Below are 25,618 nucleotides of genomic sequence, written 5' to 3' on the forward strand. Positions count from 1 at the left end.
TTGGCGGAAACTGGCATCGCATTGGCCGGAATTGGCATCCAATTGGCGCGAATGGGCTGCAATTGGCTCGCAACTGGCCTAGATGGTTTCTGGAAAAACAGTGGTTTAGCCGGAACGCAGATACTGAATCGCTGCATCCCGCTCGAACAGGTACAGCAACACCCGCAGCGCCTGACCGCGGGCACCGGCCAGTTCCGGGTCGCGCTCCAGGAGCAGCTTCGCATCGTCGCGGGCGGCGGCCAGCAGGGCGCCATGGGCGGCGAGATCGGCCAGCCGGAAATCCGGCAGGCCGCTCTGCCGGGTGCCCAGCACCTCGCCGGCGCCGCGCAGCCGCAAATCCTCCTCGGCGATGCGGAAACCGTCATCCGTCTCGCGCAGGATCTGCAGCCGCGCCCGCGCCGTCTCGCCCAGCGGCCCGGAATAGACCAGCAGGCAGGAGCCGGGCCGGCCGCCGCGGCCGACCCGGCCGCGCAGCTGGTGCAACTGCGCCAGCCCGAAGCGCTCGGCATGCTCGATCACGATCAGGGTGGCCTCCGGCACATCGACGCCGACCTCGATCACGGTGGTTGCCACCAGCAGCTTCGTCGTGCCGGCCGCGAACGCTTCCATCGCCGCGTCCTTGTCAGCGGCCTTCATCTGGCCATGCACCAGGCCGATGACCGGGCCGAGTTCGGGTTCCAGTGCCTGTTTCAGGGCCGAATGGCGCTCGGCCGCAGCGGCCATGTCGCTCTGCTCGCTCTCTTCCACCAGCGGGCAGACCCAGTAGACCCGTTCGCCGGCCTCGACCTTGCGCTTCACGGCGGCCACCACATCCATGTAGCGGTCGGCGGCCACCGTGCGGGTGTCGACCGGGGTGCGGCCCGGCGGCTTCTCGGTCAGCAGCGAGACATCCATGTCGCCATAGGCGGTCAGCGACAGGGTGCGCGGGATCGGCGTCGCCGTCATCACCAGCACGTCGACGCCGCCTTTGTCTCTCTGTCCCTTTGCCGCCAGTCCCAGCCGCTGGCTGACGCCGAAGCGGTGCTGCTCGTCGATCACCGCCAGCGCCAGATCGTGGAAGGCGACATCGTCCTGGAACAGCGCATGGGTGCCGACCAGGATATCGATCCCGCCGGCGGCCAGCCGCTCCAGCAGGGCGGCGCGTGCCTTGCCCTTGTCGCGGCCGGTCAGCAGGGCGATGCGCAGGCCGAGTTTCTCGCAGTAGGGCGCCAGCGTATCGGCATGCTGGCGGGCGAGAATCTCGGTCGGCGCCATCAGCGCGGCCTGTGCACCGGCCTCGACACAGGCCAGCATGGCATTCAGGGCAACCATGGTCTTGCCGCTGCCGACATCGCCCTGCAGCAGCCGCAGCATGCGCCGGTCGGACGCCATGTCGCCGGCGATCTCGGCATTGGCCTGCCGCTGGGCATTGGTCAGTGGCCAGGGCAGCAGTTTTTCAAGCTGGTCGCGCAGGCGGCCGTCACCCTGCAGCGGCCGGCCCGTCAGCCGTTTCAGCCGGCGGCGCACCAGCAGCAGGGCCAGTTGGTTGGCCAGCAGCTCGTCGAAGGCCAGCCGCTGCCGCGCCGGCATGGCCGGCTCGAGATCGGCGGCCGTCTCCGGCCGGTGCGCCGCCAGCAATGCCGCATGCCAGCCGGGCCAGCCCTGCTGTTTCAGATAGGCCGGGTCGAGCCATTCCGGCAGGTCCGGGGCCTTTGCCAGCGCGCCGTCGATGATCTTGGCCAGCGTGCGTGGCGCCAGGCCGGCGGTCAGCGGATAGACCGGCTCGACGGTGGCAAGCTGCTCGGATTCCTCCAGCGTGCCGATGCGATCGGGGTGTGTCATCTGCGGCCGGCCGTCGAACAGTTCGACGGTGCCGCTGACCACCCGGATCTCGCCCTCGGGCAGGGTCCGCTTCAGGAAGTCTTCGCGGCCGTTGAAGAAGACGAGGGTCAGTTCGCCGCTGTCGTCATGGCCGGTGATGCGGTAGGGCAGCCGGGCCGTGCGCGGCGGCTGGTGCCGGTCGATGGTCAGTGTGATCGTGGCGATCCGCCCGGGTTCCGCCGCGGCGATGCTGGGGCGGTAGCGCCGGTCGATCAGGCCGGCCGGCAGGTGCCACCACAGGTCCTGCACGCGGCCGCCGGCCAGCTTCTCGACCAGCGGGGCGAGGCGCGGGCCGCAGCCTTTCAGGCTGGTGATCGGCACAAAGGCGGGAAACAGCGATTCCGGGCGCATGGATGAGGGAAAATACCGTGAAAACCTTGAGAATCCGAGGCTTGCCGTACTATATCCTGCCCCGACCCCTAAGACAGCCCACAGGCCAGGCATGACCGACGCCCCGCGCGAGGATACCGAGACCCGCCGCAAGCGCCTGCTGCACCGCAGCCGCTATACCGGCATGAAGGAAACCGACATCCTGCTCGGCAGCTTTGCCGCGCGGCATCTGCCGACCTTCACCGCGGTCGAACTCGACCAGTACGAGGCCCTGCTGGAGAATTACGACGACCCACAGATTTATGCCTGGGCGATCGGCCGCGACCCGGTGCCGGCGCATCTGAATACCGGGGTGATGAAGCTGCTGCGCGCCTACCGCCTGCCGCTCTGATCCAGCCATGACCTTCCAGTTGCCGGATATCCTGACCCGGCCGGGTCGCTGGGCACTGGCCGGCGCACCGGAGGGGCAGGATGTGCGCCTGCTGGTTGCGCTGGCGGCCCGGCAGGGGGCGGCCGGTCTCCTGCATGTCTGTCGCGACGACGCCCGCATGGCCACCGTGGAAGCTGCGCTGCGCTTCTTCGCGCCGGACCTTGCCGTCCTGACCCTGCCGGCCTGGGACTGCCAGCCCTATGACCGCGTGTCGCCGAATGCCGAGATCGCGGCGAAGCGCATGGATACCCTGAACCGCCTGGCCGGCAGCCTGCCGGATGGGCCATGGCTGCTGCTGACCACGGTGAATGCTGCCCTCCAGCGCCTGCCGGCGCCGGATTACCTGCGCAGCACCGGGTTCAGCGCCGCGAAGGGCAGCCGTGTGGCGCCGGAGACCCTGGTGGGCTATCTCGCCGGCAACGGCTACAGCCGCGTTTCCACCGTGATGGAGCCCGGCGAGTTCGCGGTCCGTGGCGGCCTGGTCGATCTGTTCCCACCCGGCACCGAGGCACCGTTCCGCCTCGATTTCTTTGGCGACGAGGTGGAGAATATCCGCCGCTTCGATCCGGCCAGCCAGCGTACGGTCGACACCGTGCCGGCCCTGTCGCTGACCGCCATGAGCGAGGTGCCGCTGGACGCCGATGCCATCGGCCGCTTCCGCAGCGGCTATCGCGAATTGTTCGGCACCGTCACCAAGGAAGACCCGCTCTACGAGGCGGTCTCCGCCGGTCGCCGCCAGATCGGCATGGAACACTGGCTGCCGCTGTTCTTCGATCGGCTGGTTACCGTGCTGGATTATGTGCCGCAGGCTGTTGTGACGCTCGACCACCTGAGCGGCGAGGCGGCCGACGAGCGGCTGAAGGCGGTTGCCGACCATTACGACGCCCGCCGCGCGGCGATGAAGCGTGGGCTGGAAGAGGGTGGTGCGCCCTACAAGCCGCTGCCGCCGGACCGGCTGTACCTGACCAGCGGCGAATGGGACCAGCGGCTGGAAAAGCGGCCGGCCGGTCAGCTCTACCCATTCGATGCTGTCGGCGGAGCGGGAATCACGGTGGTCGATATCGGTGGCCGGCCGGGCCGCGATTTCGCCCCCGAACGCGCCCAGGCGGCACAGGCCGCCGAGCATCGCGAGGCAGCAAAGGTCGGCGTCTACGATGCGCTGGGCGGCCATCTGGCGAAACAGGTACAGGTTGGACGCCGGGTGCTGTTCGCCACCTTCTCGGCCGGTGCCGCCGACCGTCTGGGGCATGTGCTTGCCGATCATGGCATAACCGCGCCGCAGACAGTGGAACAGGCCGCCGATCTCGACAGCCTGCCGAAAGCGGTCGCTGCCATCGCCGTGCTGCCGATCGAGCATGGCTTTGAGGCCGGCGATCTCTGCGTGGTGGCCGAGCAGGATATCCTCGGCGACCGTCTGGTGCGGCCGCGCCAGAAGAAGCGGCGGGCGGAGAATTTCATTGCCGAGGCCAGCGCCCTGCAGCCGGGCGACTATGTCGTGCATATCGACCACGGCATCGGCCAGTACAAGGACCTGGTGACGCTGGACGTCGCCGGCGCGCCGCATGATTGCCTGCTGCTGCATTACGATGGCGGCGACCGGCTGTACCTGCCGGTCGAGAATATCGAGATGCTGTCGCGCTACGGCTCGCCCGAAGCGGAAGTGACGCTCGACAAGCTGGGCGGCGTGGCGTGGCAGAACCGCAAGGCGCGGATGAAGCAGCGCCTGAAAGACATGGCCGGCGAGCTGATGAAGGTGGCGGCCCAGCGCGAGTTGCGGCGCGGCGAGCAGGTGGCACCGCCGGACGGCCTCTACGAGGAATTCTGCGCCCGCTTCCCCTATGACGAAACCGACGATCAGGCCCGTGCCATCGACGAGACGCTGGAAGATCTGGCCTCCGGCAAGCCGATGGACCGTCTGATCTGCGGCGATGTCGGTTTCGGCAAGACGGAAGTGGCGCTGCGGGCGGCTTTCACGGCTGCCATGGCCGGTCAGCAGGTGGCGCTGGTCTGCCCGACCACGCTGCTCTGCCGCCAGCATTACCGCACCTTCTTCGAACGGTTCCGCGGCCTGCCGATCCGTATCGAGCACCTGTCCCGCATGGTGACGGCGAAGGCGGCGACAGCCACCAAGAAGGGGCTGGCGGACGGCACGGTCGACATCGTGATCGGTACTCATGCCGTGCTGTCGAAGAGCATCGACTTCAAACGGCTCGGCCTGCTGATCATCGACGAGGAACAGCATTTCGGCGTCAAGCACAAGGAGCGCCTGAAGCAGCTGAAGGCCGAGGTGCATGTGCTGACCATGTCGGCGACGCCGATCCCGCGCACCCTGCAGCTGGCTCTCTCGGGGGTGCGCGAACTCAGCCTGATCGCGACCCCGCCGGTCGACCGCCTGGCCGTTCGTACTTATGTGACGCCTTTCGATCCGGTGGTGATCCGCGAGGCGCTGCTGCGCGAGCATTTCCGCGGCGGCCAGAGCTTCTTCGTCTGTCCGCGCATCGAGTTCCTCGATACCGCGATGGCCTTCATCCGCGATCATGTGCCGGAGCTGAAGGCGGTGGTCGCCCATGGCCAGATGGCGCCGACCGATCTGGACGATGTGATGAACGCCTTTTACGACCGGCGCTACGACGTGCTGGTGGCGACCAACATCGTCGAGAGCGGCCTCGACATCCCGTCTGCCAACACGTTGGTGGTCTATCGTGCCGACCTGTTCGGCCTGGCGCAGATGTACCAGCTGCGCGGCCGGGTCGGGCGCTCGAAACTGCGGGCCTATTCCTATTTCACCTATCAGGCCGGTCGGCTGCTCAGCGCCTCGGCGGAACAGCGCCTGCGGGTGCTGCAGAGCCTCGATACCCTGGGGGCCGGATTCACGCTGGCCTCGCATGACCTCGACCTGCGCGGCGCCGGAAACCTTCTCGGCGAGGAGCAGTCAGGACATATCCGCGAAGTCGGGTTCGAGCTGTACCAGGAGCTGCTGCAGGAGGCGATCGCCGAGGCCCGGGCCGCGGCGCGCGGCGAGGCTTCCGGCGGCGGAGAGAAGTGGTCGCCGCAGATCCAGATCGGCACGGCGGTTCTGATCCCGGAAAGCTATGTCGCCGACCTGAACCTGCGCATGCAGCTTTACCGCCGCGTGGCCGATCTGGAAAGCCGGGAAGAGATCGATGCCTTCGGTGCGGAGCTGATCGACCGTTTCGGTCCGCTGCCGGCAGAGGTGCAGCATCTGCTGGACATTGTCGCGATCAAGCGGCATTGCCGCGACGCCAATATCCTGAAGATCGAGGCCGGCCCGAAGGGTGCGACACTGACCTTTCGGGACAACACCTTTGCCGATCCTGCCGGGCTGGTGCTGTTCATCCAGTCGGAACGCGGCCGGGCGAAACTGCGGCCCGACCACAAGGTGGTGCTGATCCATGACTGGCCGGAGCCGGAAGATCGCCTGAAAGGCGTGATGCATATTGCCGCCCGGCTAGGCGAGATCGCCCGCAAGGCGCGGAAGGCGGCCTAGCCGGCCGCGGCTTCCTCCGGCTCTGCTGCGACCTTGTCGATCACCTGCAGCAGCACCTCGGCATCCTGCGCGCCTGGAACGCCATATTTGCGCTCGAAAATGAAGAAGGGAACGCCGGTGATGCCGAGCTGGCGCGCCATCACATCCTCCTGCTGGATCAGGTCGGCATCGCGGCCCTCGTCCAGCAGGGATTTCACCAGGGCGCCGTCCATTCCTTCGGCGGCGGCGGCATCGGCCAGCACCTGGTGATCGCCGATATCCTGGCCCTCGATGAAATAGAGGTTGAACAACCGTTCCTTCAGTTCGGTCTGCACGCCGGTACCCAGCGCCCAGCGCAGCACCGAATGGGCGGCGAGGGTATTGGGCGTGCGCTTGATGCCGTTGAAATCGAAGGGAATGCCTTCCTTGGCACCCTCGGCGCCAACCCGGGCATAGATCTGCTGCGCCCTCTCGGGACCGCCGAACTTGGTTTCGAGATAGGTTTTCCGGTCCGCACCCTCGCGCGGCATGTCCGGGTTAAGCTGGAAGGGCCGCCAGCCGATCTCGAAGGAGATGTCGGGCCGTTCGGCCAGGGCTTTTTCCAGCCGGCGCTTGCCGATGAAGCACCAGGGGCAGATGACGTCGGAAACGATTTCGATGCGCATGCCGTAACGGTAGCGCAGGGATGCCCTTACGGCCAGCCTCTTGACCATATTTCCCGGAGGCGGGACCATCCGGGCGGAAAATCAGGAGGAATCGATGTCTCAGGGTATCAGTCTGAAGGGTAAGGTGGCGGTGGTGACCGGCGCCTCGAGCGGTCTTGGCGAGCGGTTTGCGGAAATCCTGAGCGCGGCGGGCGCGACCGTGGCGCTGGCAGCCCGGCGCACCGAACGGCTGACCGAACTGGCCGGCCGGATCACGGCGGCCGGCGGCAGGGCGATGACGGTGAAGCTGGACGTGAACGACCATGCCAATATCCAGGCGGCCTTCGACCAGGTGGCGGATGCGCTGGGCGGCGTGGATATCCTGATCAACAATTCCGGGGTCAGCAAGCAGGGCAAGATTACCGACGTGACCCCCGAAGACTACGATTTCGTGATGGATACCAACACCAAGGGCGCCTTCTTCGTGGCCCAGGCCGCGGCGCGGGACATGATCGCGCGGAAGAAGGCCGGCCGGATCATCAACATCGCCTCGGTGGCGGGCCTGCGGGTGCTGGGGCAGCTGTCGGTCTACTGCATGTCGAAGGCGGCCGTCGTGCATATGACCAAGGCGATGGCGCTGGAATGGGCCCGCTACGGGATCAATGTCAACGCCGTCTGCCCGGGCTATATCGAGACCGAGATCAACCGGGAATACTGGGGCACGCCGGGTGGCCAGAAGCTGGTCGAGATGCTGCCCCGCAAACGGGTCGGCAGCGCGCAGGATCTGGATGGCCTGCTGCTGCTGCTGGCTTCCGACGAGGCGCGATTCATCAACGGCGCGGTCATTGCCGCCGATGACGGGCTGTCGGTCACCTGAACGGGCCCGGCAAATGACGGAAGCGGCGGCCGGCCGGCCAAAAATTCTGGTGCTGTTCGCGCATCCCTATCCGGGCATCTCTCGGATCAACCGGGTTATGCTTGAAACCGCCCGTGACTTGCCGCATGTGACGGTCAACGACCTGTATGAGCTGTATCCAGATTTCGACATCGACGTGAAACGCGAGCAGGAACTGCTGAGCGCTCACGATGTGGTGGTGATGCAGCATCCCTTCTACTGGTATTCCTGTCCGGCCATCCTCAAGGAATGGATGGATGCCGTGCTGGAATACGGCTGGGCTTACGGCAATGGCGGCATTGCCCTGCAGGGCAAGGATCTGGTACAGGCCATTTCCACCGGCGGGCCGGATTTCGCCTATCGCGAGGACGGCTATAACCGCTATGAGATGGGGGACCTGCTGCGGCCGTTCGAGCGCAGCGCGGTGCTGTGCGGCATGACCTACCGGCCGCCGTTCCTGATCCAGGGCGTGCGGCAGAAAACGGCGGCGGAAGTGGCGGCCCATGCCTCGGCCTATCGCAACTGGCTCGACGGCTATCCGCATCCGGCACGACAGCCGGCCTGCGAACGGCCTGTCGTGCCGCCAACTGACCGCTGAGGCATCGCGATGGACCAGCACGGCCTGCTTGCCAATGTCGTTGTCTATCTTGCCGCGGCGGTGATCGCGGTGCCGCTGGCGCGGCGGCTCGGTCTCGGTTCGGTGCTGGGCTACCTGATCGCCGGCATTGTTGTCGGCCCCTGGGGGCTGAAGCTGATCACCGATGTCGAGGCGATCCTGCACCTGTCGGAATTCGGCGTGGTGCTGCTGCTGTTCGTGATCGGGCTGGAACTCAACCCGCGCCGGCTCTGGCAGATGCGGGCACCGATCCTTGGTCTCGGCGGCGGCCAGGTGGGCCTGTCGGCTCTCGGTCTTGGGGCCTTTTTCCTGTTCGTCCTGGACTGGTCACCGATGGCGGCGCTGGTGGCCGGGCTGGCCCTGTCGCTGTCCTCGACGGCGATTGCCCTGCAGCCGCTGCAGGAACGCAGCCTGCTCGGCACGCCCGGCGGCCGGGCGGCCTTTTCGATCCTGCTGTTCCAGGACATTGCGGTGATCCCGATGCTGGCGCTGCTGCCGGTGCTGGCGGCGGCACCGGCGGTCGCCGAGGGAAGCGGGGGGCTGGTCAACGGGCTGAAGGCGGTGGCGGCCATTGCCATCATTGTGTTTGGCGGCCGTTTCCTGACCCGGCCGGTTTTCCGGCTGATTGCCAGCACCGGCCTGCGCGAGATTTTTACGGCGGTGGCCCTGCTGCTGGTGCTGGGCATCGCCCTGCTGATGCAGCTGGCCGGCCTGTCGATGGCGCTGGGAGCCTTCCTGGCCGGCGTGCTGCTGGCGGAATCGGAATATCGGCACGAGCTGGAAAGCGATATTGAACCGTTCAAGGGGCTGCTGCTCGGCTTGTTCTTCGTGGCGGTTGGCATGTCGGTGGATTTCGGCCTGCTGCTAACGGAGCCCTGGAAGGTGATCGGGCTGGTGGCTGCCCTGCTGGCGATCAAGGGCGTCGTGCTTGCGGTCATGGCCAGGCTGTGGCGACTGCCGGCCAGCCAAACCGCGCTGTTCGCCTTCCTGCTGATGCAGGGTGGTGAATTCGCCTTCGTGCTGCTGGGCAGCGCTGCCGGGTTCGGCATTGTCGATCCGGCCACGGTGGCGCTGCTGATCCTGGCCATCGCGCTGTCGATGGTACTGGCGCCGCTGCTGGTCGTGATCAATGACCGGCTGATCGAGCCACGGTTCACCATTGTCGACGACCGCCCGCAGGACATGCCCGAGGACGAGGGCAATCCGGTGATCGTCGCGGGCTTCGGCCGCCTCGGCCAGATCGTTGTCCGTCTTCTGTACGCCAACCGTATCGGCGCCACCGTGCTGGACCATGACCCGGAGATCATCGACACATTGCGCCGTTTTGGCTTCAAGGTCTTCTACGGCGATGCCACGCGGCTCGATCTTCTGGAGGCAGCCGGTGCCGCCAAGGCAAAGGTGCTGGTGGTGGCGGTGGACAATACGGATGACTCGCTGACCCTGGTCGATCTGGCGCGGCAGCATTTTCCGCAGCTGAAAATCGTGGCCCGCGCCCGCGACCTTCCGCATGCCATGGAACTGATGAACCGCGGCGTGGATGTGCTTGAACGCGAGACTTTCCGCTCGGCCCTGCGACTGGGGGAGGAAACCATGAAGGCGCTGGGCATGGGGGGCTATGCGGCCCGTAAACGCACCCAGATGTTCCGGCGCCATAACGAAGCCCTGCTGAAGCAGATGCATGCCCATTGGGGCGAAGACATGGAAAAGCGCATCAGCCTGCAGAAAGAGGCCCGCGCCCGTCTGCAGCAGAATCTGGAGGCGGACGAAAAGGCCGCCATCGAGCAGCGCGGCCTTGGCTGGGACTGATATGCCGTCTCAGCCGGCTTCGGCGATGCCCATCCGGCGCAGGATCTGCTGGCTGTCGGCCGTCACGGTGCCCGGGCCGATGGTCATGCGGCTGCCGAAGGTGCCGGCGACACGGTCGATCAGGGCGCTGTAGCGGCGCCACAGGGCCTGGCGGTCGCCTTCCGATGCGGCGGCCTGCCATTCCCGCACATAGGCAGCGCCGGACTGCAGCTGGGACAGAGCGTCATTCTGCCCGGCGATGTCGCGGTAGCGTTCGGCAAATGCCGGATCGTCGGCAAACAATGCGGCAATGTCCTCCGATTGCGGGCTGCTGCTGTCGACGACGATGCGCCCGTCGGCGGCTATGCTCAGCGAGATTGGCTGTTTGCTGTCGAGGCCGGCAGCCTGCAGGCGGCTGCGCAGCTGCTCGGCAAATTCTGCCGAGCGCAGGCGGACAGTCTTGCTCGCGGCATCGAGATCGACCCGCTTCGAGGTGGGGTCCCAGCTGCTCCCGAACAGCGACGGCACCAGGTCTTCCGGGCGCGGTGCGGCCGTGCCGCCGGCTGCCGGCAATGGGGATTTCGGCTGCTTTTCTGCCAGGTATTCCGCGAATTTCGAGGCCGCGGCGGTCGCCGGTGTGTTGACGGCGGCTGTCTGGCTGGCGGTCAGAAGATTGCCGAAGCGGGATTCGGCGGCGGCGTTTGTAAACAGGCTCATGGTCATCCCCTCGCAGGCTGCAGCGGGGATGTTGCAAGGCTGGTGCCAGTTGCGGGACGTTCAGCCGAGGGCCAGCTTCTTGCGCTGTACCTTGCCGTTGGCCGTGCGCGGCAGGCTGGCGACGAAGCGCCATTCGCGCGGGCATTTATAGGCGGCCAGGCGGTCCTGGGCAAAGCCGGCAATCGTCTCGGCCGTCAGGCTTTCGCCTTCGCGCAACACGATGAAGGCGGCCACAACCGAGACATCCTCGCGGACCCGGATCTCGGTCACGGCAACCTCGGCAATGGCCGGATGTTCGGCCAGCGCCATCTCGACTTCGACCGGCGAGACGCGGTAGCCCATGGCATTCATCACGTCATCGTTGCGGCCGTGATGCCAGACATAGCCGTCGGCATCGATGCTGGCGAGATCGCCGCCGCAGAACCATTCACCGCGATAGACCAGAGCCTCTTCTTCCGGACGGTTCCAGTAGCCGAGCATGAGCGAGGGATCGGAGCGATGCACGGCCAGCAGGCCGGTTTCGCCCTGCGCCAGCGGCCGGGCGCCATTCCCGTCATCATCCGGGTCGAGAATGGCGACACGGCGGCCGGGCTGCGGCCGGCCGGGGCTGCCGGGCTTGATCTGCATGCCCGGGCCGGTGGAGATGTAGGTCGAGATTTCGGACATGCCGAGCGCTTCGTAGAGGGGCCTGCCGGTGCGCTGCTGCCACTCCGCCAGCAGGGCCGGGGCCAGCGCTTCGCCAGCGGTGACGCCATGACGGAAGGCCGACAGGTCATGGCTGGCTAGATCGCAGTATTTGAGAATCTGCCGGTACAGGGTCGGGACCGCTGCAAACATCGTCGCCCGGTGTTTTTCCAGCAGGGCCGGCCAGACCTGGATGTCGCGCGGGCCGTTGTAGAGCACCGTGGTGGCGCCCACCGCCCAGGGATCGACCAGGCCGACACCCAGCGTATAGGTCCAGTTGAAGGCGCCGGCATGCAGCATGACATCGCTTTCATGCAGGCCCAGCCAGCCCTGGTGCATCGGCCGGCGGCCCCAGGCGGCGCGCTGGGCATGCAGCACCCCCTTGGGCCTGCCGGTGGTGCCCGAGGTGTAGACCAGATAGGCCGGATCGTCGGCAGCGGTGTCGGCATAGTCGGCAAGCGGAGCGGCCTGCTTGAGCTGGGCCAGACGGGCCGGGTCGATCAGCAGCACGCCGGCGGGCAGCTGCAGGTCGGTGGCCAGTTCGGCGCTGGCCGCCACGGCGGCGGCGCCGGAATTTTCCAGCAGGTAGGCGGCTTCGGCGGCTGTCAGCTGGGCACTGGAGGGCAGGGCGACATAGCCGGCCGCCATGGTGGCGAAATAGGTCAGGGCGTAATCGGCGTCATTGGCCATGCGGATCATGATCCGGCTGCCGCGCGGCAGGCCGAGGCCCTGCAGCCCGGCGGCCAACCTGCGGACTGCCTGGTCGACCTCGCCGAAGGTCATGCGGAATTCATGATCGGCACCGGCCAGAATCATCGCCGTCTTGTCCGGCCGCAGGCGGGCGTTTTCCGCCAGGCAATAGCGGGCGATGTTGAAACGGGCGGGAACGGGATCGGTCATGACGATGGCTTTGCTTGTGGCAGATCAGGCGGCCTGGTGCGGCTTCGCGTCTGGGGTCCGCAGGTAGAACAGCAGGGCGCAGAGCAGCAGCACCGCTTGTAGGCCGAACATGGTGCGGTAGGCAACCGCATCAGCCGCGCCGCCGGCCGGCGTCTGCCAGGCCATCAGGTAACCGGTCAGGATCTGCTGGAAAGCGGCGCCGCCCATCGTGCCGATATTGAGGGTGGTGATCCCGCGCCCGGCCAGGTGCGGCGGAAAGACCGAGCGGGCATGGGCAAAGATCATCACCACGCAGCCATTCATCACGCCCATCACGGTGAACAGGACCGTCACGGCGACGATACCCAGGCCGGGAATGAGGACAATGCCGGCCAGGCAGACCAGCTGGGCGCCGATCCCGGCGGCCAGCAACCATTTGCGTGTGTTGAAGACGCGGTCGAGCGGGCCCCAGATGAAATAGCCGGAAGCCGCGCCAACCGCCATGAAGATCAGGACATTGCCGCGGCCGGCGGCATCCAGCCCATAAACATCGTGCAGGAAGGGTCCGCCCCAGAGGCCGAGAATGGTGATGAAGGTGGCATAGGCAGTGAAGATGATAACGAAGAGATAGGGGAAAGCCGGGTGGCGGATTACGATGCCGATGCCGCGCAGGGCCTGCAGCAGGCTTTCGCCGCTGCCGGCCGGCTGCCCGGTCTGGTCCGGCCGGTCACGGATGGTCAGCCAGGCCAGCCCAATCAGCAGAACGGTGATGGCTGCCGTAACCCAGAAGGCGGCACGCCAGCCGAAGGCGGCAGTGAACCAGGCGAGCGGTGCGGTCGAGGCGATTACGCCGAGATTGCCGACCGCGATCAGGATGCCGGACATCTGCGCAAAGCGCTCCGGGGGGTACCAGCGGGAGAACAGCACCAGTGGCCCGGTCAGCAGGGCGGCACAGCCGAAACCAAGCACGACGCGGGCGGCGGTCAGTTCGGCGAGGTTGCGGCCCAGCGCAAAGGCAAGCGCACCGACCAGGGCGATGGTCAGGGTGACCATGATCGTGCGGCGCGGGCCCCAGCGGTCCAGTGCGATGCCGACCGGCAGCTGGCTGACCGAAAAGGTCAGAAAGAAGGCGCCGGTCAGAATGCCCAGATCGTCGGGCGTCAGCCGCAGCTCCGTCATCAGGTCCGGACCGATGACGGCATTGGCCGAGCGATAGAACTGGCTGATGATATAGGTCAGGCAGGTGCAGACCAGAATCCGCGTTGCGACGGACATGGGCGGCGCTCTACCGCCCCATCAGGGTCTGCGGCAGCCAGGTGGCGATACCGGGGAAGAAGCAGAGCAGGATGATGGCCACGATCATGCAGCCCATGAAAGGCACGGCGCCTTTCAGGATCTGCGGCAGGCGCACATCCGGTGCGATGCCGTTAATCACGAACAGGTTCAGGCCGACCGGCGGGGTGATGAGGCCCAGTTCCATGTTGATGGTCAGGATCACGCCGAACCAGATCGGATCGAAACCGGCATTGGCAATGATCGGGGCCAGGATCGGTGTCGTCATCAGAATGATGGCAGCCGGCGGCAGGAAGCATCCGGCGAACAGCAGCAGGATGTTGATGAACAGCAGCAGTACCCAGCGGTTCACATCCAGGCCGGCGATCCACTGCGCGATCGACTGGGTGACGAACAGGCTGGACATCATGTAGCCGAACAGGATCGAGGCGGCGATGATCATCAGCAGCATGCCGGATTCGCGCATGCCATCGCGCAGGATTTCCCACAGATGGAGGGGATTCCATACCCGGTAGATCACCACGACCATCAGCAGGCACAGCATGGCGCCAACACCGGCGGCTTCCGACGGCGTGGCGATGCCGCCATAGAGTGCATAGACCACGCCGGCAATCACCACCAGGAAAGGCAGAACCCGGGGCAGCAGCTCCAGTTTTTCGGCCAGCGAATAGCGGCGGCCGAAATCGGCCAGCTTTTCGCCGCGATACCAGCTGATGAACAGGGCCCAGGCCATGAACAGACTGGTCAGCAGCAGGCCGGGCAGCACACCGGCGAGAAACAGCTGGCCGATCGAACTTTCCGAGGCGATGCCGTACAGGATCATGGTGACGCTGGGCGGAATCAGGATGCCGAGCGTGCCGCCGGCAGCGATGGCGCCGGTGGCCAGATCAGCCGAATAGCCGCGTTTGCGCATTTCCGGGATGCCCATCTTGCCGATGGCGGCGCAGGTGGCGGGCGAAGATCCGGTCAGGGCCGCGAACAGCGCACAGGCGCCGATATTGGAAATCACCAGCGAGCCGGGCACCCGGTTGAGCCAGCGGTTGAGTACCTCGTAGAGATCGCTGCCGGCCCGCGAGGAGGCGACGGCAGCACCCATGATCACGAACATCGGGATCGAGACCAGCGTGAAATCATCAAGGCCGGAAAACAGGGTGTCGGCCAGGAAATCGATGGTGCCCCAGCCTTCGAGTGCGACCATGAAGATCAGCGAGACGATGCCGAGGCCGAAGGCGATCGGGATGCCGGTGGCAAGGACGGCTATGGCAACTACACAGATCAGGGCACCAAGATGCAGTTCGTTCACAGGCCATCCTCGGGTTTCAGGCCGAACGGCATCTCACGACCAGTGATGATGGCCCAGATGTCGGCAATGTATTGCAGGCACAGAATGCCCATGCCGACCGGCAGGGACAGGAACGGTATCCACATGCGGGCCCGCCACATCGAACTGGTCAGGCGGTTGGTGGCGTAAGCCTCGTGCCACCAGGTCACGGTATTCCAGAACACCGCGAAGCAGAATGCGAGGGCAAGGGTGGAAGCCAGCAATGCCAGCACTATCCGTGCACGGTGACCGAGCAGCAGCGGCAGCAGGTCGACATTGACATGCCCGCGGGTCAGCAGGATGTAAGGGGCCCCGAGAAAGGTGGCAGCAATCAGCGAGAAGATCACAAATTCAGTCTGCCAGATGGTTGACTGCTCCAGCACCGAACGCTGGAAGATCATCTGGCAGACAATGAGGATGCTGAGCAGGATCAGCAGGGTGGAAACCACCCCGCTGATCCGCGACAGCATCCGTACAAAAGACGCAAACAGCTCCATGTGCTGGGTGCGGCTCAGCGAACCTGCAGCGCCTTGACGATCAAGGCCTTGCCGTTCGGTACCTTGTCGGCAAAGGTCTTGTAGGAGGTCTTGTTGGCAACCTCGCGCCATTTATTGGCCTGTTCGTCGCTCATCTCGACCACCTTGACGCCGGCCTTCGTGTAGGCCTCGACCAGTTTTTCGTCGAGCTTCTTGGACTCGGCCGCGAAATAGTCTTCCGCTTTCTTCGACGCGGCCATGATGGCCTTTTTCTGGGCGTCGTTCAGTTTGTCGAAGCTGCGCTTGGACATCAGCACCGGTTCGTACATGAACCACAGGGCGTTGTCGCCGGGTGCGGTCAGGCATTTGACCTGTTCGTAGAGCCGGAAGGAAACGAAGCTGCCCGATGAGGTGTCGGTGGCATCGGCGACCCCGGTCTGCAACGCATTGTAGACTTCATTGGATGGGATCGAGATGATCGAAGCGCCGGCCCCGGCCCACATTTCGGCAAAGGTGGCGCCGGCCGAACGGACCTTGAGGCCCTTGGCATCGTCGGGAACGAGGATGCATTTTTCCTTGGAGCCGAAAGCGCCGGCCAGCCAGGCATCGGCCAGCACCACGACGCCGGCATCATTGATGATCTTCTTGATGTCCTGCATGAAGGGCGAGGCGTTGATACGCTTGGCATGTTCATGGCTCTTGACCAGGCCCGGCATCAGGGTGGCGCCGAATTCCGCATGCTGCCCGGAGGCGTAGTCGAGCGGGAAGGACGTGATGTCGATCTGCCCCTTCAGCATCGCATTCCACTGCTCGGTGGCTTTGACCAGGCTGGCACCGGGATAGACCTTGATGTCGAGCCCGACATTGGCGGCAGCGGCTTCGCGGGCGATCATCTGCACCATTTCATCGCGCACATCGCCCTTGCCGCCGGGAAACTGGTGCGATGCCTTGAGGGTAAGGTCGGCCGCCTGAACCTGGGCGGCGGCCAGGCCGAGGGCCAGGCCGGCAGCCATGCCGAGATGGGTCATGCGAATCATTGTGTTTCCTCCTCGTTATATTTGTTTGTTGTCATACTATTCTGTGGCCCTGCGGGGCCCAAGCAAAATCGCGCGGTTGTGGCAGACTCCTGTGGACAATCCTGCGGCTGGCCGGAAGGGCTATTTCCGGCTGAGCGGCAGCGGCAGCGCCGGCTGCTCCCGTTCGGCTTTGTCGGCATCGATCCCGTATGGCCGGGCTGCGCCGATGATGGCCTGTGTGACCTGGCTGGAGACCTCGGCAGCGATCTTTGCCGCAACCTCGGCTGAGACCTTGGCGGCGACCTGGGCGGCGATCTGGGCCGGCGAGGGGGCTCCGCCGGCCGGCGTTGCCGCTGGTGCGATTGCCGGGGCTGCCGTGCCGGCCTCCTGCATCCCGGGCCGCAGCTCCAGCCGCAGGATAAACTCCTGAATGATCCGGCGGTAAAGGTCGTCCTTGAGGATGGCGTCCTCCTCACCCTGGTTGATCGACGGGTTGTCGTTGACCTCGATCACCACGACACCCTTGGCGGTCTGCTTGAGGTCGACACCGTACAGGCCGTTGCCGATCAGGCCGGCTGCTTTCAGTGCCAGGTCGACCACTTCGGCGGGCGCCTCCTCGATCGGCAGGGTGCGCAGGCCGCCTTCGGTAAAGCGGCCGCTGTCGGCATGCTTGACCACCTGCCAGTGGCCGCGCGACATGAAATACTGGCAGGCATAAATGGCCTGGCCGCGGAGGATGCCGATGCGCCAGTCGAAGTCGGTATAAAGATACTCCTGCGCAAGGATCACGTCGGATTCGCGCAGCAACTGGGCGGCTGCGTCCTGAAGCTGCTGCCGGTTCTCGGCCTTTACGATGCCGCGCGAGAACGAGCCGTCCGGGATCTTGAGGATGACGGGATAGGGGATTTCCTGTTCGATCGCCTCGATGCCGCGATTGTCCAGCACCACGGTCTTCGGTGTCGGGATCTTGTTGGCCTTCAGAAGCTCGGCCAGATAGACCTTGTTGGTGCAGCGCAGGATCGATGTCGGGTCGTCGATGACCGCCATCCCTTCGTTTTCCGCCTTTTTGGCAAAACGGAAGGTGTGATGGTCCAGGGCCGTGGTTTCGCGGATGAACAGCGCGTCGTATTCCGCCAGCTCGGAGTAATCCTTTTTTTCGACCAGCTCCACATCAACGCCCATCTGTTCGCCGATGCGGATGAATTTCTGCAGGGTGCGCTTGTCGGAAGGCGGCAGGGCATCGGTTGGATTGTGCAGGATGGCGAGGCTGTATTTCGCAGCCGGCTTGGCCTTGGGCGTGCGCCAGCTGGATCGCGTGTAGGATTCCAGCGCATGTTCGAAGAACTCTTCCTGGTCGGGCTTGAGATCGCCGAGCGACATCGGCCGGATCGAGGCGATATGCCAGCCGTCTTCCGGCGAGATGTTCAGCCGCAGCATGGGGGCGCGGAATTCGTCGAACACCCGGCGGGCCAGATCGGGGAAGCGCAGGTCGTCGGTCCGGCCGAAGAAGACGTTGATGGCGAACGGGGCGGTCGGCAGCATCACCAGCTTTTTCACCTGCTGGCGCAGCAATTCGTCCAGTTCCGGCAGCATGTGGCTGTAGATGCTGCGCTCGCGCAGTTCCAGGATCGTCTTGACCGAGGGGATCACCTTCTGGCTGCGGGCCTCGGCAAGCAGCGAGCAGTAATATCCGTATCCGAGATACGAGTAATCCTTGCTGAGGTTGATGATTTTGGCCCGCTTGGCCTGGACAAGATCCGGCCGGGTGATGAATTCCCGGTTGTTCAGCACAAGGCAGCCGGGATTGCGATAGCGGAAATGGGTCTTACGCTCGACAACAATGATGTGCATGGCGGCGGGATGGTCTCCCGTATCTGACTGTCCGGTTGGCGCTGACTGGCGTCCGTTTCATCCGGCCCGCTTTTGCCGTGGCAATCCGCCGCCCAGGCGCTTTTCCAGCCGCCAGGCATCGGACCCGTCCTCGTAATAGCGGGCGATGCGTCCGATGATTCCATAGCCGCTTTTTCGGTACAGCGCGAGCGCCGATTTATTGCCGGTGCTGACCTCGAGGCGCAGGGCCCCGGCGCCCCGCCGGCGCAGCGCGGTTTCCATGGCCTGCAGCAGCCGCCGGCCAAGACCGGCGCCGCGGGCTGCGGGGTCGACGGCGATGGAATACAGGCGCGCCGCCGGGGAATCAGCCCGGCTGAAGGCCGTCGCTGCCGCCAGCAGGCTGGTATCGCCGGGGATTACCAGCAGCAGGGCACGGGGGTTGCGCAGGGCGGCGGCATAGCTGCGCCGCGACATCCGGTCGCCGGCAAAACAGCGCTCCTCGAGGGCGACCAGGGCATCGAGATCGGCGGTGCGGGCGGTGCGGAAGCCCGGTTTGCCGGCCATGGCGGACTCAGCGCAGGCGCAGAACCGGCACGCTGCCGCCGGCCTGCAGCGGGGGGGCCAGTGGCGGGCGCACGATCAGTCCGTCCGCCTGGCTGAGCAGGCGCAGCATTGAGCTGTCCTGCCGGCTGAACGGGCGGGCAAGCAGGTGGCCGGTTTCGTCGGTCTGCAGGCTGGCCCGCAGGTAATCCTCGCGCCGGTCGTTGGCGGGAAGATCAACGGCCGCAACCGCGGTTTCGAAATGGACGGTCCAGTCGAGGCCCAGCATGGCGCGCAGGGCCGGCACCAGGAAATTGTGGCCGCAGACAAAGGCAGAAACCGGGTTGCCGGGCAGGCCGAGCAGCGGAAGACTGTTTCCGGCGACATCGGCGTGGCCGAACATCAGCGGCTTGCCCGGGCGCATGGCGATGCGCCAGAAATCGATGCCGGCGCCGCCTTTGCCGAGTACGGCATGGATCAGGTCATGCTCCCCGACGCTGGCGCCGCCAAGGGTCAGCAGCAGGTCGCAGCCGGCCGCGCCGGCAGACTTGGCGCGCAGATCCGCCTCGGTGTCGCGGGCAATGCCAAGGTCGACGGCCTCGCCGCCATGAGCCTCGATCAGTGCGGCGAGGCCGATATTGTTCGAGCTGACGATCTGGTTCGGGCCGACCGGATCGCCCGGCCGCACCAGTTCATCGCCGGTGGCCAGCACGGCGATGCGCGGCCGGCGGCGGACGGGCAGCCAGGGCACATTCATGGCGGCGGCCAGCGCGACATCCTCGGGTGCCAGCCGCCGGCCGGCCGGCAGCAGGTTCTGGCCCTCGCTGAAATCGAGGCCGGCCCGGCGAATCCACTGGCCTGGCCGCGGTGCCTCGCGGACGGACAGCAGGCCGTCCGGCTGCAGATCGGCATCTTCCTGGATCACGATGGCATCGGCGCCGGCTGGCAGCGGCGCGCCGGTGAAGATGCGGATGCATTCGCCGGGTCCGATCATGCCGTCATGGCGGCTGCCGGCTGCTGCGGCGCCGACCGGCTTCAGGCGGGCGGGCAGGGAGCCAAGGTCGGCCTGCCGGCAGGCCCAGCCATCCATGGCGCTGGCATCGAAGGGCGGCTGGGTCCGGCGCGCGGCGGTATCCTCCGCCAGCACCCGCCCGGCCGCATGGCGCAGATCGACCGTTTCCGCCGGCATCTGCGGCAGGGCAGCGACGATACGGGCGCGGGCATCGGCAACGGCCAGCATGGCGTGCTCAGTCCTGCTCGAAAGTGCCGGACTTGCCGCCAGACTTGTGCAGCAGGCGGATATCGGTGATCCGCATGGCACGGTCGACCGCCTTTACCATGTCGTAGAGGGTCAGGGCGGCGACACTGGCCGCGGTCAGGGCTTCCATCTCGACGCCGGTCCGGCCCTTCAGCCGGCAGGTGGCAATGATGTCGATGGCGCCGGCTGCACGGTCGGGAGTGAGGTCGATACTGACCTGGCTGAGTGCCAGCGGGTGGCAGAGCGGAATCAGGTCGTGGGTCTTCTTGGCGGCCATGATGCCGGCAATGCGGGCCGTGGCCAGCACATCGCCTTTCGGGGTTGTGCCTGACAGGATCAGGTCCAGTGTGGCCGCCTGCATCAGGATGCGGGCGCCGGCACGGGCGACCCGTTCGCTCTCGGCCTTTGCCGAGACATCGACCATATGCGCCTCGCCGGCGGCATTCAGATGGGTCAGGGTGGGCTTGTCGGTCACGCCGCCTGTGCTCCGGTCAGCAGCAGGCGGGTCGCCGCCTCGACATCCGGCTGCCGCATCAGACTTTCACCGACCAGAAAGCAGCGGGCGCCGCAGGCGGCCATGCGGTCGAGGTCGGCCTTGCTGTAGAGGCCGGATTCGCTGACCAGCAGCTTGCCGCGTGGAACCCGCGCGGCCAGTTCCTCGGTGGTGGCGATATCCACCGTCAGGGTTTTCAGGTTGCGGTTATTGACGCCCAGCAGCGGCGATTTCAGCTTCAGGGCCCTGTCCATCTCGGGGGCGTCATGCACCTCGACCAGCACATCGAGGCCGTAATCCCCGGCTGCCGCTTCAAGTTCGGCGGCCTGCGCATCCTCCAGCGCCGCCATGATCAGCAGGATGCAGTCGGCACCCAGCGCACGGGCTTCCGCCACCTGGTAGGGGTCAAGCATGAAGTCCTTGCGGATCACCGGCAGGTCGACAGTGGCGCGCACCTGCCGCAGGTAGTCATCGCTGCCCTGGAAATACGGCTCGTCGGTCAGGACCGAAAGACAGGTGGCCCCGCCGCTGGCATAGGCGCGGGCCAGGGCGGGCGGGTCGAAATCAGGCCGGATCAGGCCTTTCGAGGGCGAGGCCTTCTTGATCTCGGCGATCAGGCCGTAACGGCCGGCCGCCACAGCGTCCTGCAGGGCTTGCAGAAAGCCGCGTGGAGCCGGGGTGGTACGGGCCTGGGCATCCAGCGTGGCAAAAGGCGATTGCGTCTTGCAGCGGGCGATATGCGCGCGCTTGTCGGCGCAGATACGGGCCAGCACGTCACTCATCTGCTTTTCTTTTTGGGCTCATCCGCTTCCGGCTCGGGCGGCGGCGGTTCATGGGTGATCTCGATCAGGCGGGCCAGCGCGGTTCGTGCTTTGCCGCTGTCGATGGCCGCGGCTGCCATGGCGACGCCTTCGCGCAGATCGGGGGTGCGGTCGGCAATAACCAGGGCGGCGGCGGCATTCAGCAGCACGATGTCGCGGAAGGCGCCGGGAGCACCGTTCAGCACGGCCCGCAGGGCAGCGGCATTGGCTGTCGGCTCGTCGCCTTTCAGGTCTTCCATCCGCGCGCGCGGCAGCCCGGCTTCCTCGGGGGTGATCTCGAAATGACGCAGGGCGCCTTTGTGGGTTTCCGACACATAGGTGGGCCCGGTGGTGGTGATCTCGTCCAGCCCGTCGGAGCCGTGCACGACCCAGACCTTCTCCGAGCCAAGCTTGCCCATCACCGCGGCCAGCGGCTGCACCCACTGGCGGTCGTAGACCCCGAGCAGCTGGCGTTTTACCAGCGCCGGATTGCTGAGCGGGCCGAGCAGGTTGAAGATCGTACGGGTGCCCAGTTCGACGCGGGTCGGGCCGACATGGCGCATCGCGCCGTGGTGGCGCGGGGCCATCAGGAAGCCGACGCCGGCCTCGGCGATTGCCTTTTCGATCAGGCGGAAGTCGCAGTCGATATTGACCCCGAGTGCGGTCAGCACATCGGCGGCGCCGGTTTTCGAGGACACCGCGCGGTTGCCATGCTTGGCTACCGGTACGCCGCAGCCTGCGAGCACGAAGGCCGAGCAGGTCGAGACATTCCAGGTGCCTTTCACGTCGCCGCCGGTCCCCACGATATCGATGGCGCCGGCCGGTGCGGAGACCCCATGCACCTTGGCGCGCATGGTCATGGCGCCGCCGGTGATCTCGTCGACCGTCTCGCCGCGGACCCGCAGGGCCATCAGAAAGCCACCCATCTGTGCCGGGGTGGCATTGCCGGACATCATGATGTCGAAAGCGAGGCGGGCATCCTCGACACCGAGCGGCGCGCCGCCAGCAACCTGGGCCAGCAGCCGTTTGAATTCCGTGACGTCAGCGCTCATGCAGCTTTCTCTTCCAGATCCCCCGCAACCGGAAGGCCGCAATAGCGCACAAAATTGGCCAGCATCGCAAGGCCGTGCTCCGAGGCGATGCTCTCCGGGTGGAACTGCACGCCATGGATCGGCAGGTCGCGATGGGCAAGGCCCATGATCACGCCATCCTCCGCCCGTGCAGTGATCTGCAGGACATTCGGCACAGTGGCCGGGTCCACCGTCAGGGAATGGTACCGGGTGGCCAGGAAATCCTGCGGCAGGCCGGCAAAAACGCTGTCGCCGGCATGGTGGATGCGGCTCATCTTTCCGTGCAGCGGCTGCGGTGCCCGCACGACCTTGCCGCCAAAGACCTGCCCGATGGCCTGGTGGCCCAGACAGACGCCGAAAAGCGGCAGTCTTTTTTCGGCAGCGGCGGCAATCATGTCGAGGCAGATGCCGGCCCGGTCGGGATCGCAGGGGCCTGGGGAAAGCACGACGCCAGCCGGGTTCAGGGCTAGAACGGCATCCGGGGTGATCTCGTCATTGCGGAAAACCCGGACTTCCGGGCCGATCCGGCCGAAATAATGTACCAGATTCCACGTAAAACTGTCGTAGTTATCAATCAATACCAGCATGGCGACCATCCTCGCAGGCGCACCCTAGCATAACCCTGCCGCCGGACGACAGCCGCAGCCATACCCGCGTCAATTGCAAAGTGGGGCTCAAATTCTGTCAGAAAATCAAGCTATTGCGGTGGGGAGCAAAAGGCAGAACAATTCTACCAAAGATTCGTGATGGGGGGATTCAGAATGAAATTCCGGAAGCTGCGTATACCGAACATCCGCTTCGGGATCAGTCACCGCCTCTATCTGGCCGTCGGGGTGATTGCGTCCTTTGCCCTTATCTCTGCCGCAGCGGGCTGGTTTGCCATGTCGCGGCTGGATCGGTCGATCACTGTCGTCACCGATGAAGGCGTTACGGCGATGGCGGCGGCTCTGAACCTGTCGAAGCAGGTCTCCGACCTTGCCGGTGTTGCCCCGGACCTGGTGTCCGCGCAGACGGAAAAGGACATCCAGGCACTAGAGGCCGGAATCAAGGAGAAGGAAGGGCGGATCGAGGCAACCCTCGGGGTTGTGTCCGCCACCATGAGCGGGCCGAATGTCGAGAATATCGAGAAGGAGACCAAGGCGCTGCTGAGCAGTATCAGCCAGCTGCGTCAGGTGGTCGACGCGCGGATCCGCACTTCGCAGTTCCGTATTGACGAGACCCAGAAGCTTGCCGGCGCCCATGCCGAATTCCTCAAGACGGCCAGCCCGAAGGTGGAGGAAGCCTCGTTCGAGCTGACCACCAACATGACCTCGGCGACTTCTGTCGGCGATCTGATCAAGGTCGAGCAGGTCCTGGCCAAGCTCGCCAATTCCGATCTTCTGATGCTGCAGGGGATCAGCGGGCTGATCTCGGAGGTCAACAACACCGTCGGCATTCTCGCCGTTGGTGCACAGTCGGCGGATATGAACGAACTGGGCACCATGAGTACCAAATACGAAGAGGCCGCCGCGCGGGTCGAAAGGGCGCTTGCCTATATCCAGAAGATCAAGCCGGACAAGGATCTGGCCAGGGTCACCAGCGATGTCCTCGATTTCGGCAGTCCCGGCGTGGGGGTGGTCAGCCTGCGCGAGCAGGAAATCTCGGCAATCCAGCAGGCAAGGCGCATGCTGCAGGTCAGCCGGGATGCCGCGCAGAGGCTGAGTGCCGCAACCGAGCTGGTGGTCGGCGATGCGAACAAGGGGGTTCTCGAATCCGCAGCCGACGCCAAGCGGACCAGCGATGGCGGCAAACTGTTCCTCGTCGTCGTGGCGGCGGCCAGTCTGCTGGCGGCTTTCCTGGTCGGCTGGCTCTATATCGGTCGCCGGGTCGGTTCGCCGCTGACCGTTCTGACGGCTGTCATGGCACGTCTGGCCAACCGGGAATGGCAGACCGATGTTCCGGACCGCGGTCGCCAGGACGAGATCGGCGACATGGCCCGGGCTGTGCAGATATTCAAGGAAAATGGCCTCGAAAACGAGCAGTTGCAGCGTACGGTGGAAGAAAACCGCCGGGTGGCGGAAGAGCAGCGCCGGGCGCAGGAGGCATTGCTCGACCAGGCCGTTGGCGAGGTTGTGGGGGCTGCTGCCGATGGTGACCTGTCGGCCCGCATCGACACCAGCCGGCTGGAAGGAACCATGGCCCGGCTGGGCGAGCGGGTGAACGGCCTGCTGAAAACGGTGGAGGAAGTTCTCTCGGCGCTCGGGCAGTCGCTCGGTGCCATGGCTGCCGGTGATTTCACCCACCGGATCGGTGCCGAATATGCGGGTGTGTTCGACCGGCTGAAGCAGGACAGCAACCGCACGGCCGAGCAGCTGGCGGAGACCATCGGACGTGTAACCGGTGCGGCCGGGATGGTGCGGGATGCGGCTGCCGAGATTTCCACCGGCAGCAACGATCTGGCCTCGCGGACCGAGCAGCAGGCGGCAAGCCTGGAGGAGACGGCCGCGTCGATGCACGAAATCACTGCGACAGTGAAGCAGAATGCCGAGAATGCGGAAGCTGCCAACCAGCTGGCGGTCACCGCCCGCGGCACCGCCGAGAAAGGCGGCAGCGTGGTTCAGGATGCGGTTACCGCCGTCAGCCGGATCGAGGAAAGCGCGCAGAAGATTTCCGACATTGTCGGCCTGATCGACGAGATCGCCTTCCAGACCAACCTGCTGGCGCTGAATGCCTCGGTCGAGGCGGCACGGGCGGGCGAGGCCGGCAAGGGCTTTGCCGTGGTGGCCCAGGAGGTCCGCGCACTGGCCCAGCGGTCGGCCGATGCATCGAAGGACATCAAGGCGCTGATCCAGGACAGCACCGGGGCGGTGCGCGAGGGTGCCCGCCTGGTCAATCAGACCGGCGACAGCCTGAACGAAATCGTCACGGCGGTGAAGAAGGTGGCGGATATCGTCGGCGAGATCACCTCCGCCAGCCGTGAGCAGGCGGTCGGCCTGGACGAGGTGAATACCGCAGTCGCCAATATGGACGAGATGACCCAGCGCAACGGTGCCCTGGTGGAACAGACCACCGCCTCGGCCCAGGCCATGTCCCGGCAGGCCCAGGAGCTGGCTGAACTAGTGGGACAATTCCGCGTCTGAGGGGGTCAATTTAACGTTTGACCGCCCCGCCGGGCGCGCTATACCGATGCCTGTGTTTTTCCACAGGAGGGCGTT

At 65.7% G+C, this 25,618-nt stretch carries 21 protein-coding genes; 6 read left to right on the forward strand and 15 right to left on the reverse strand.

Translation table 11 applies throughout. The features are described from left to right. Positions 1 to 105 precede the first annotated feature (105 nt). Complete coding sequence (gene recG, locus ACEQZY_RS06920; RefSeq protein ID WP_370153222.1) at positions 106 to 2,211, reverse strand: ATP-dependent DNA helicase RecG; 2,106 nt, start codon at positions 2,209 to 2,211, stop codon at positions 106 to 108. Between the two features lie 91 nt (positions 2,212 to 2,302). Here recG and ACEQZY_RS06925 point away from each other — a divergent pair, with 91 nt between their 5' ends. Both ACEQZY_RS06925 and mfd read left to right on the forward strand, forming a co-directional pair. Continuing rightward, on the forward strand, positions 2,303 to 2,581 hold the full coding sequence (locus ACEQZY_RS06925) for a succinate dehydrogenase assembly factor 2 (RefSeq protein WP_341702779.1): 279 nt from the start codon (positions 2,303 to 2,305) through the stop codon (positions 2,579 to 2,581). A 7-nt stretch (positions 2,582 to 2,588) separates the two neighbouring features. Next, a complete protein-coding gene (gene mfd / locus ACEQZY_RS06930; RefSeq protein ID WP_370153224.1) occupies positions 2,589 to 6,128 on the forward strand; it encodes a transcription-repair coupling factor in 3,540 nt (1,179 codons plus the stop codon). Here the strand turns inward: mfd and ACEQZY_RS06935 are convergent. Continuing rightward, a complete protein-coding gene (locus tag ACEQZY_RS06935; RefSeq protein ID WP_370153226.1) occupies positions 6,125 to 6,820 on the reverse strand; it encodes a DsbA family oxidoreductase in 696 nt (231 codons plus the stop codon). The two genes, mfd and ACEQZY_RS06935, sit on opposite strands and share 4 nt — an antisense overlap. 46 nt (positions 6,821 to 6,866) lie before the next feature. Between ACEQZY_RS06935 and ACEQZY_RS06940 the strand changes: the two genes are divergently transcribed. Genes ACEQZY_RS06940 through kefC form a run of 3 tightly spaced genes read left to right on the forward strand, consistent with a single transcriptional unit; the run spans position 6,867 to position 10,068 of the window. Further along, a complete protein-coding gene (locus ACEQZY_RS06940; RefSeq protein ID WP_370153228.1) occupies positions 6,867 to 7,628 on the forward strand; it encodes an SDR family oxidoreductase in 762 nt (253 codons plus the stop codon). 13 nt (positions 7,629 to 7,641) lie between these two features. After that, positions 7,642 to 8,244, forward strand: a complete 603-nt coding sequence (locus ACEQZY_RS06945; protein ID WP_341702775.1) for an NAD(P)H-dependent oxidoreductase — start codon at positions 7,642 to 7,644, stop codon at positions 8,242 to 8,244. 9 nt (positions 8,245 to 8,253) lie between these two features. Further along, on the forward strand, positions 8,254 to 10,068 hold the full coding sequence (gene kefC, locus ACEQZY_RS06950) for a glutathione-regulated potassium-efflux system protein KefC (RefSeq protein WP_370153230.1): 1,815 nt from the start codon (positions 8,254 to 8,256) through the stop codon (positions 10,066 to 10,068). Positions 10,069 to 10,077: 9 nt separating this feature from the next. Here the strand turns inward: kefC and ACEQZY_RS06955 are convergent, their stop codons facing one another. The 13 genes from ACEQZY_RS06955 to ACEQZY_RS07015 all read right to left on the reverse strand — a co-directional run bounded on the left by ACEQZY_RS06955 (position 10,078) and on the right by ACEQZY_RS07015 (position 23,011). After that, complete coding sequence (locus ACEQZY_RS06955) at positions 10,078 to 10,764, reverse strand: hypothetical protein (RefSeq protein ID WP_341702772.1); 687 nt, start codon at positions 10,762 to 10,764, stop codon at positions 10,078 to 10,080. 60 nt (positions 10,765 to 10,824) lie between these two features. Next, positions 10,825 to 12,348 (reverse strand): class I adenylate-forming enzyme family protein, encoded by a 1,524-nt coding sequence (locus ACEQZY_RS06960; protein ID WP_370153232.1) that lies wholly within the window; start codon positions 12,346 to 12,348, stop codon positions 10,825 to 10,827. A gap of 24 nt (positions 12,349 to 12,372) precedes the next feature. Then, positions 12,373 to 13,602: an MFS transporter gene (locus tag ACEQZY_RS06965; protein ID WP_341702770.1), complete on the reverse strand. Its 1,230-nt coding sequence runs from the start codon at positions 13,600 to 13,602 to the stop codon at positions 12,373 to 12,375. Between the two features lie 10 nt (positions 13,603 to 13,612). Continuing rightward, entirely contained in the window at positions 13,613 to 14,923 is a 1,311-nt protein-coding gene (locus tag ACEQZY_RS06970) for a TRAP transporter large permease (RefSeq protein ID WP_341702769.1), read from the reverse strand. Next, the gene (locus tag ACEQZY_RS06975) at positions 14,920 to 15,438 is read right to left on the reverse strand and encodes a TRAP transporter small permease (protein ID WP_370153235.1); all 519 of its coding nucleotides are present in this window, start codon (positions 15,436 to 15,438) and stop codon (positions 14,920 to 14,922) included. Before ACEQZY_RS06975 ends, ACEQZY_RS06970 begins: the two co-directional genes overlap by 4 nt. 14 nt (positions 15,439 to 15,452) lie before the next feature. After that, positions 15,453 to 16,454, reverse strand: coding sequence for a TRAP transporter substrate-binding protein DctP (dctP, locus tag ACEQZY_RS06980; RefSeq protein WP_341702767.1), 1,002 nt, complete (start codon positions 16,452 to 16,454; stop codon positions 15,453 to 15,455). A 120-nt stretch (positions 16,455 to 16,574) separates the two neighbouring features. Further along, the gene (locus ACEQZY_RS06985) at positions 16,575 to 18,284 is read right to left on the reverse strand and encodes a RimK family protein (RefSeq protein ID WP_341702766.1); all 1,710 of its coding nucleotides are present in this window, start codon (positions 18,282 to 18,284) and stop codon (positions 16,575 to 16,577) included. A gap of 57 nt (positions 18,285 to 18,341) precedes the next feature. Next, the gene (locus ACEQZY_RS06990; RefSeq protein WP_370153237.1) at positions 18,342 to 18,827 is read right to left on the reverse strand and encodes a GNAT family N-acetyltransferase; all 486 of its coding nucleotides are present in this window, start codon (positions 18,825 to 18,827) and stop codon (positions 18,342 to 18,344) included. Between the two features lie 7 nt (positions 18,828 to 18,834). Next, positions 18,835 to 20,043: a gephyrin-like molybdotransferase Glp gene (gene glp, locus ACEQZY_RS06995; RefSeq protein WP_370153239.1), complete on the reverse strand. Its 1,209-nt coding sequence runs from the start codon at positions 20,041 to 20,043 to the stop codon at positions 18,835 to 18,837. 7 nt (positions 20,044 to 20,050) lie between these two features. After that, positions 20,051 to 20,485, reverse strand: a complete 435-nt coding sequence (gene moaC / locus ACEQZY_RS07000; protein WP_370153350.1) for a cyclic pyranopterin monophosphate synthase MoaC — start codon at positions 20,483 to 20,485, stop codon at positions 20,051 to 20,053. A gap of 47 nt (positions 20,486 to 20,532) precedes the next feature. Next, entirely contained in the window at positions 20,533 to 21,336 is an 804-nt protein-coding gene (trpC, locus tag ACEQZY_RS07005) for an indole-3-glycerol phosphate synthase TrpC (RefSeq protein ID WP_341702762.1), read from the reverse strand. Beyond that, complete coding sequence (gene trpD / locus ACEQZY_RS07010; RefSeq protein WP_341702761.1) at positions 21,333 to 22,406, reverse strand: anthranilate phosphoribosyltransferase; 1,074 nt, start codon at positions 22,404 to 22,406, stop codon at positions 21,333 to 21,335. The genes trpC and trpD overlap by 4 nt, the downstream gene beginning before the upstream one ends. Further along, positions 22,403 to 23,011 carry an aminodeoxychorismate/anthranilate synthase component II gene (locus ACEQZY_RS07015; RefSeq protein ID WP_341702760.1) on the reverse strand — a complete coding sequence of 203 codons (609 nt, stop codon included), beginning with the start codon at positions 23,009 to 23,011 and terminating at the stop codon, positions 22,403 to 22,405. Before ACEQZY_RS07015 ends, trpD begins: the two co-directional genes overlap by 4 nt. A gap of 174 nt (positions 23,012 to 23,185) precedes the next feature. On the opposite strand from ACEQZY_RS07015, the gene ACEQZY_RS07020 reads away from it, so the two are divergent. After that, positions 23,186 to 25,543, forward strand: a complete 2,358-nt coding sequence (locus ACEQZY_RS07020) for a methyl-accepting chemotaxis protein (RefSeq protein WP_370153242.1) — start codon at positions 23,186 to 23,188, stop codon at positions 25,541 to 25,543. The last annotated feature ends 75 nt before the right edge of the window (positions 25,544 to 25,618 follow it).

Origin of the sequence: Ferrovibrio sp. (genome assembly GCF_964218355.1) — a bacterium.
Lineage (GTDB): Bacteria > Pseudomonadota > Alphaproteobacteria > Ferrovibrionales > Ferrovibrionaceae > Ferrovibrio.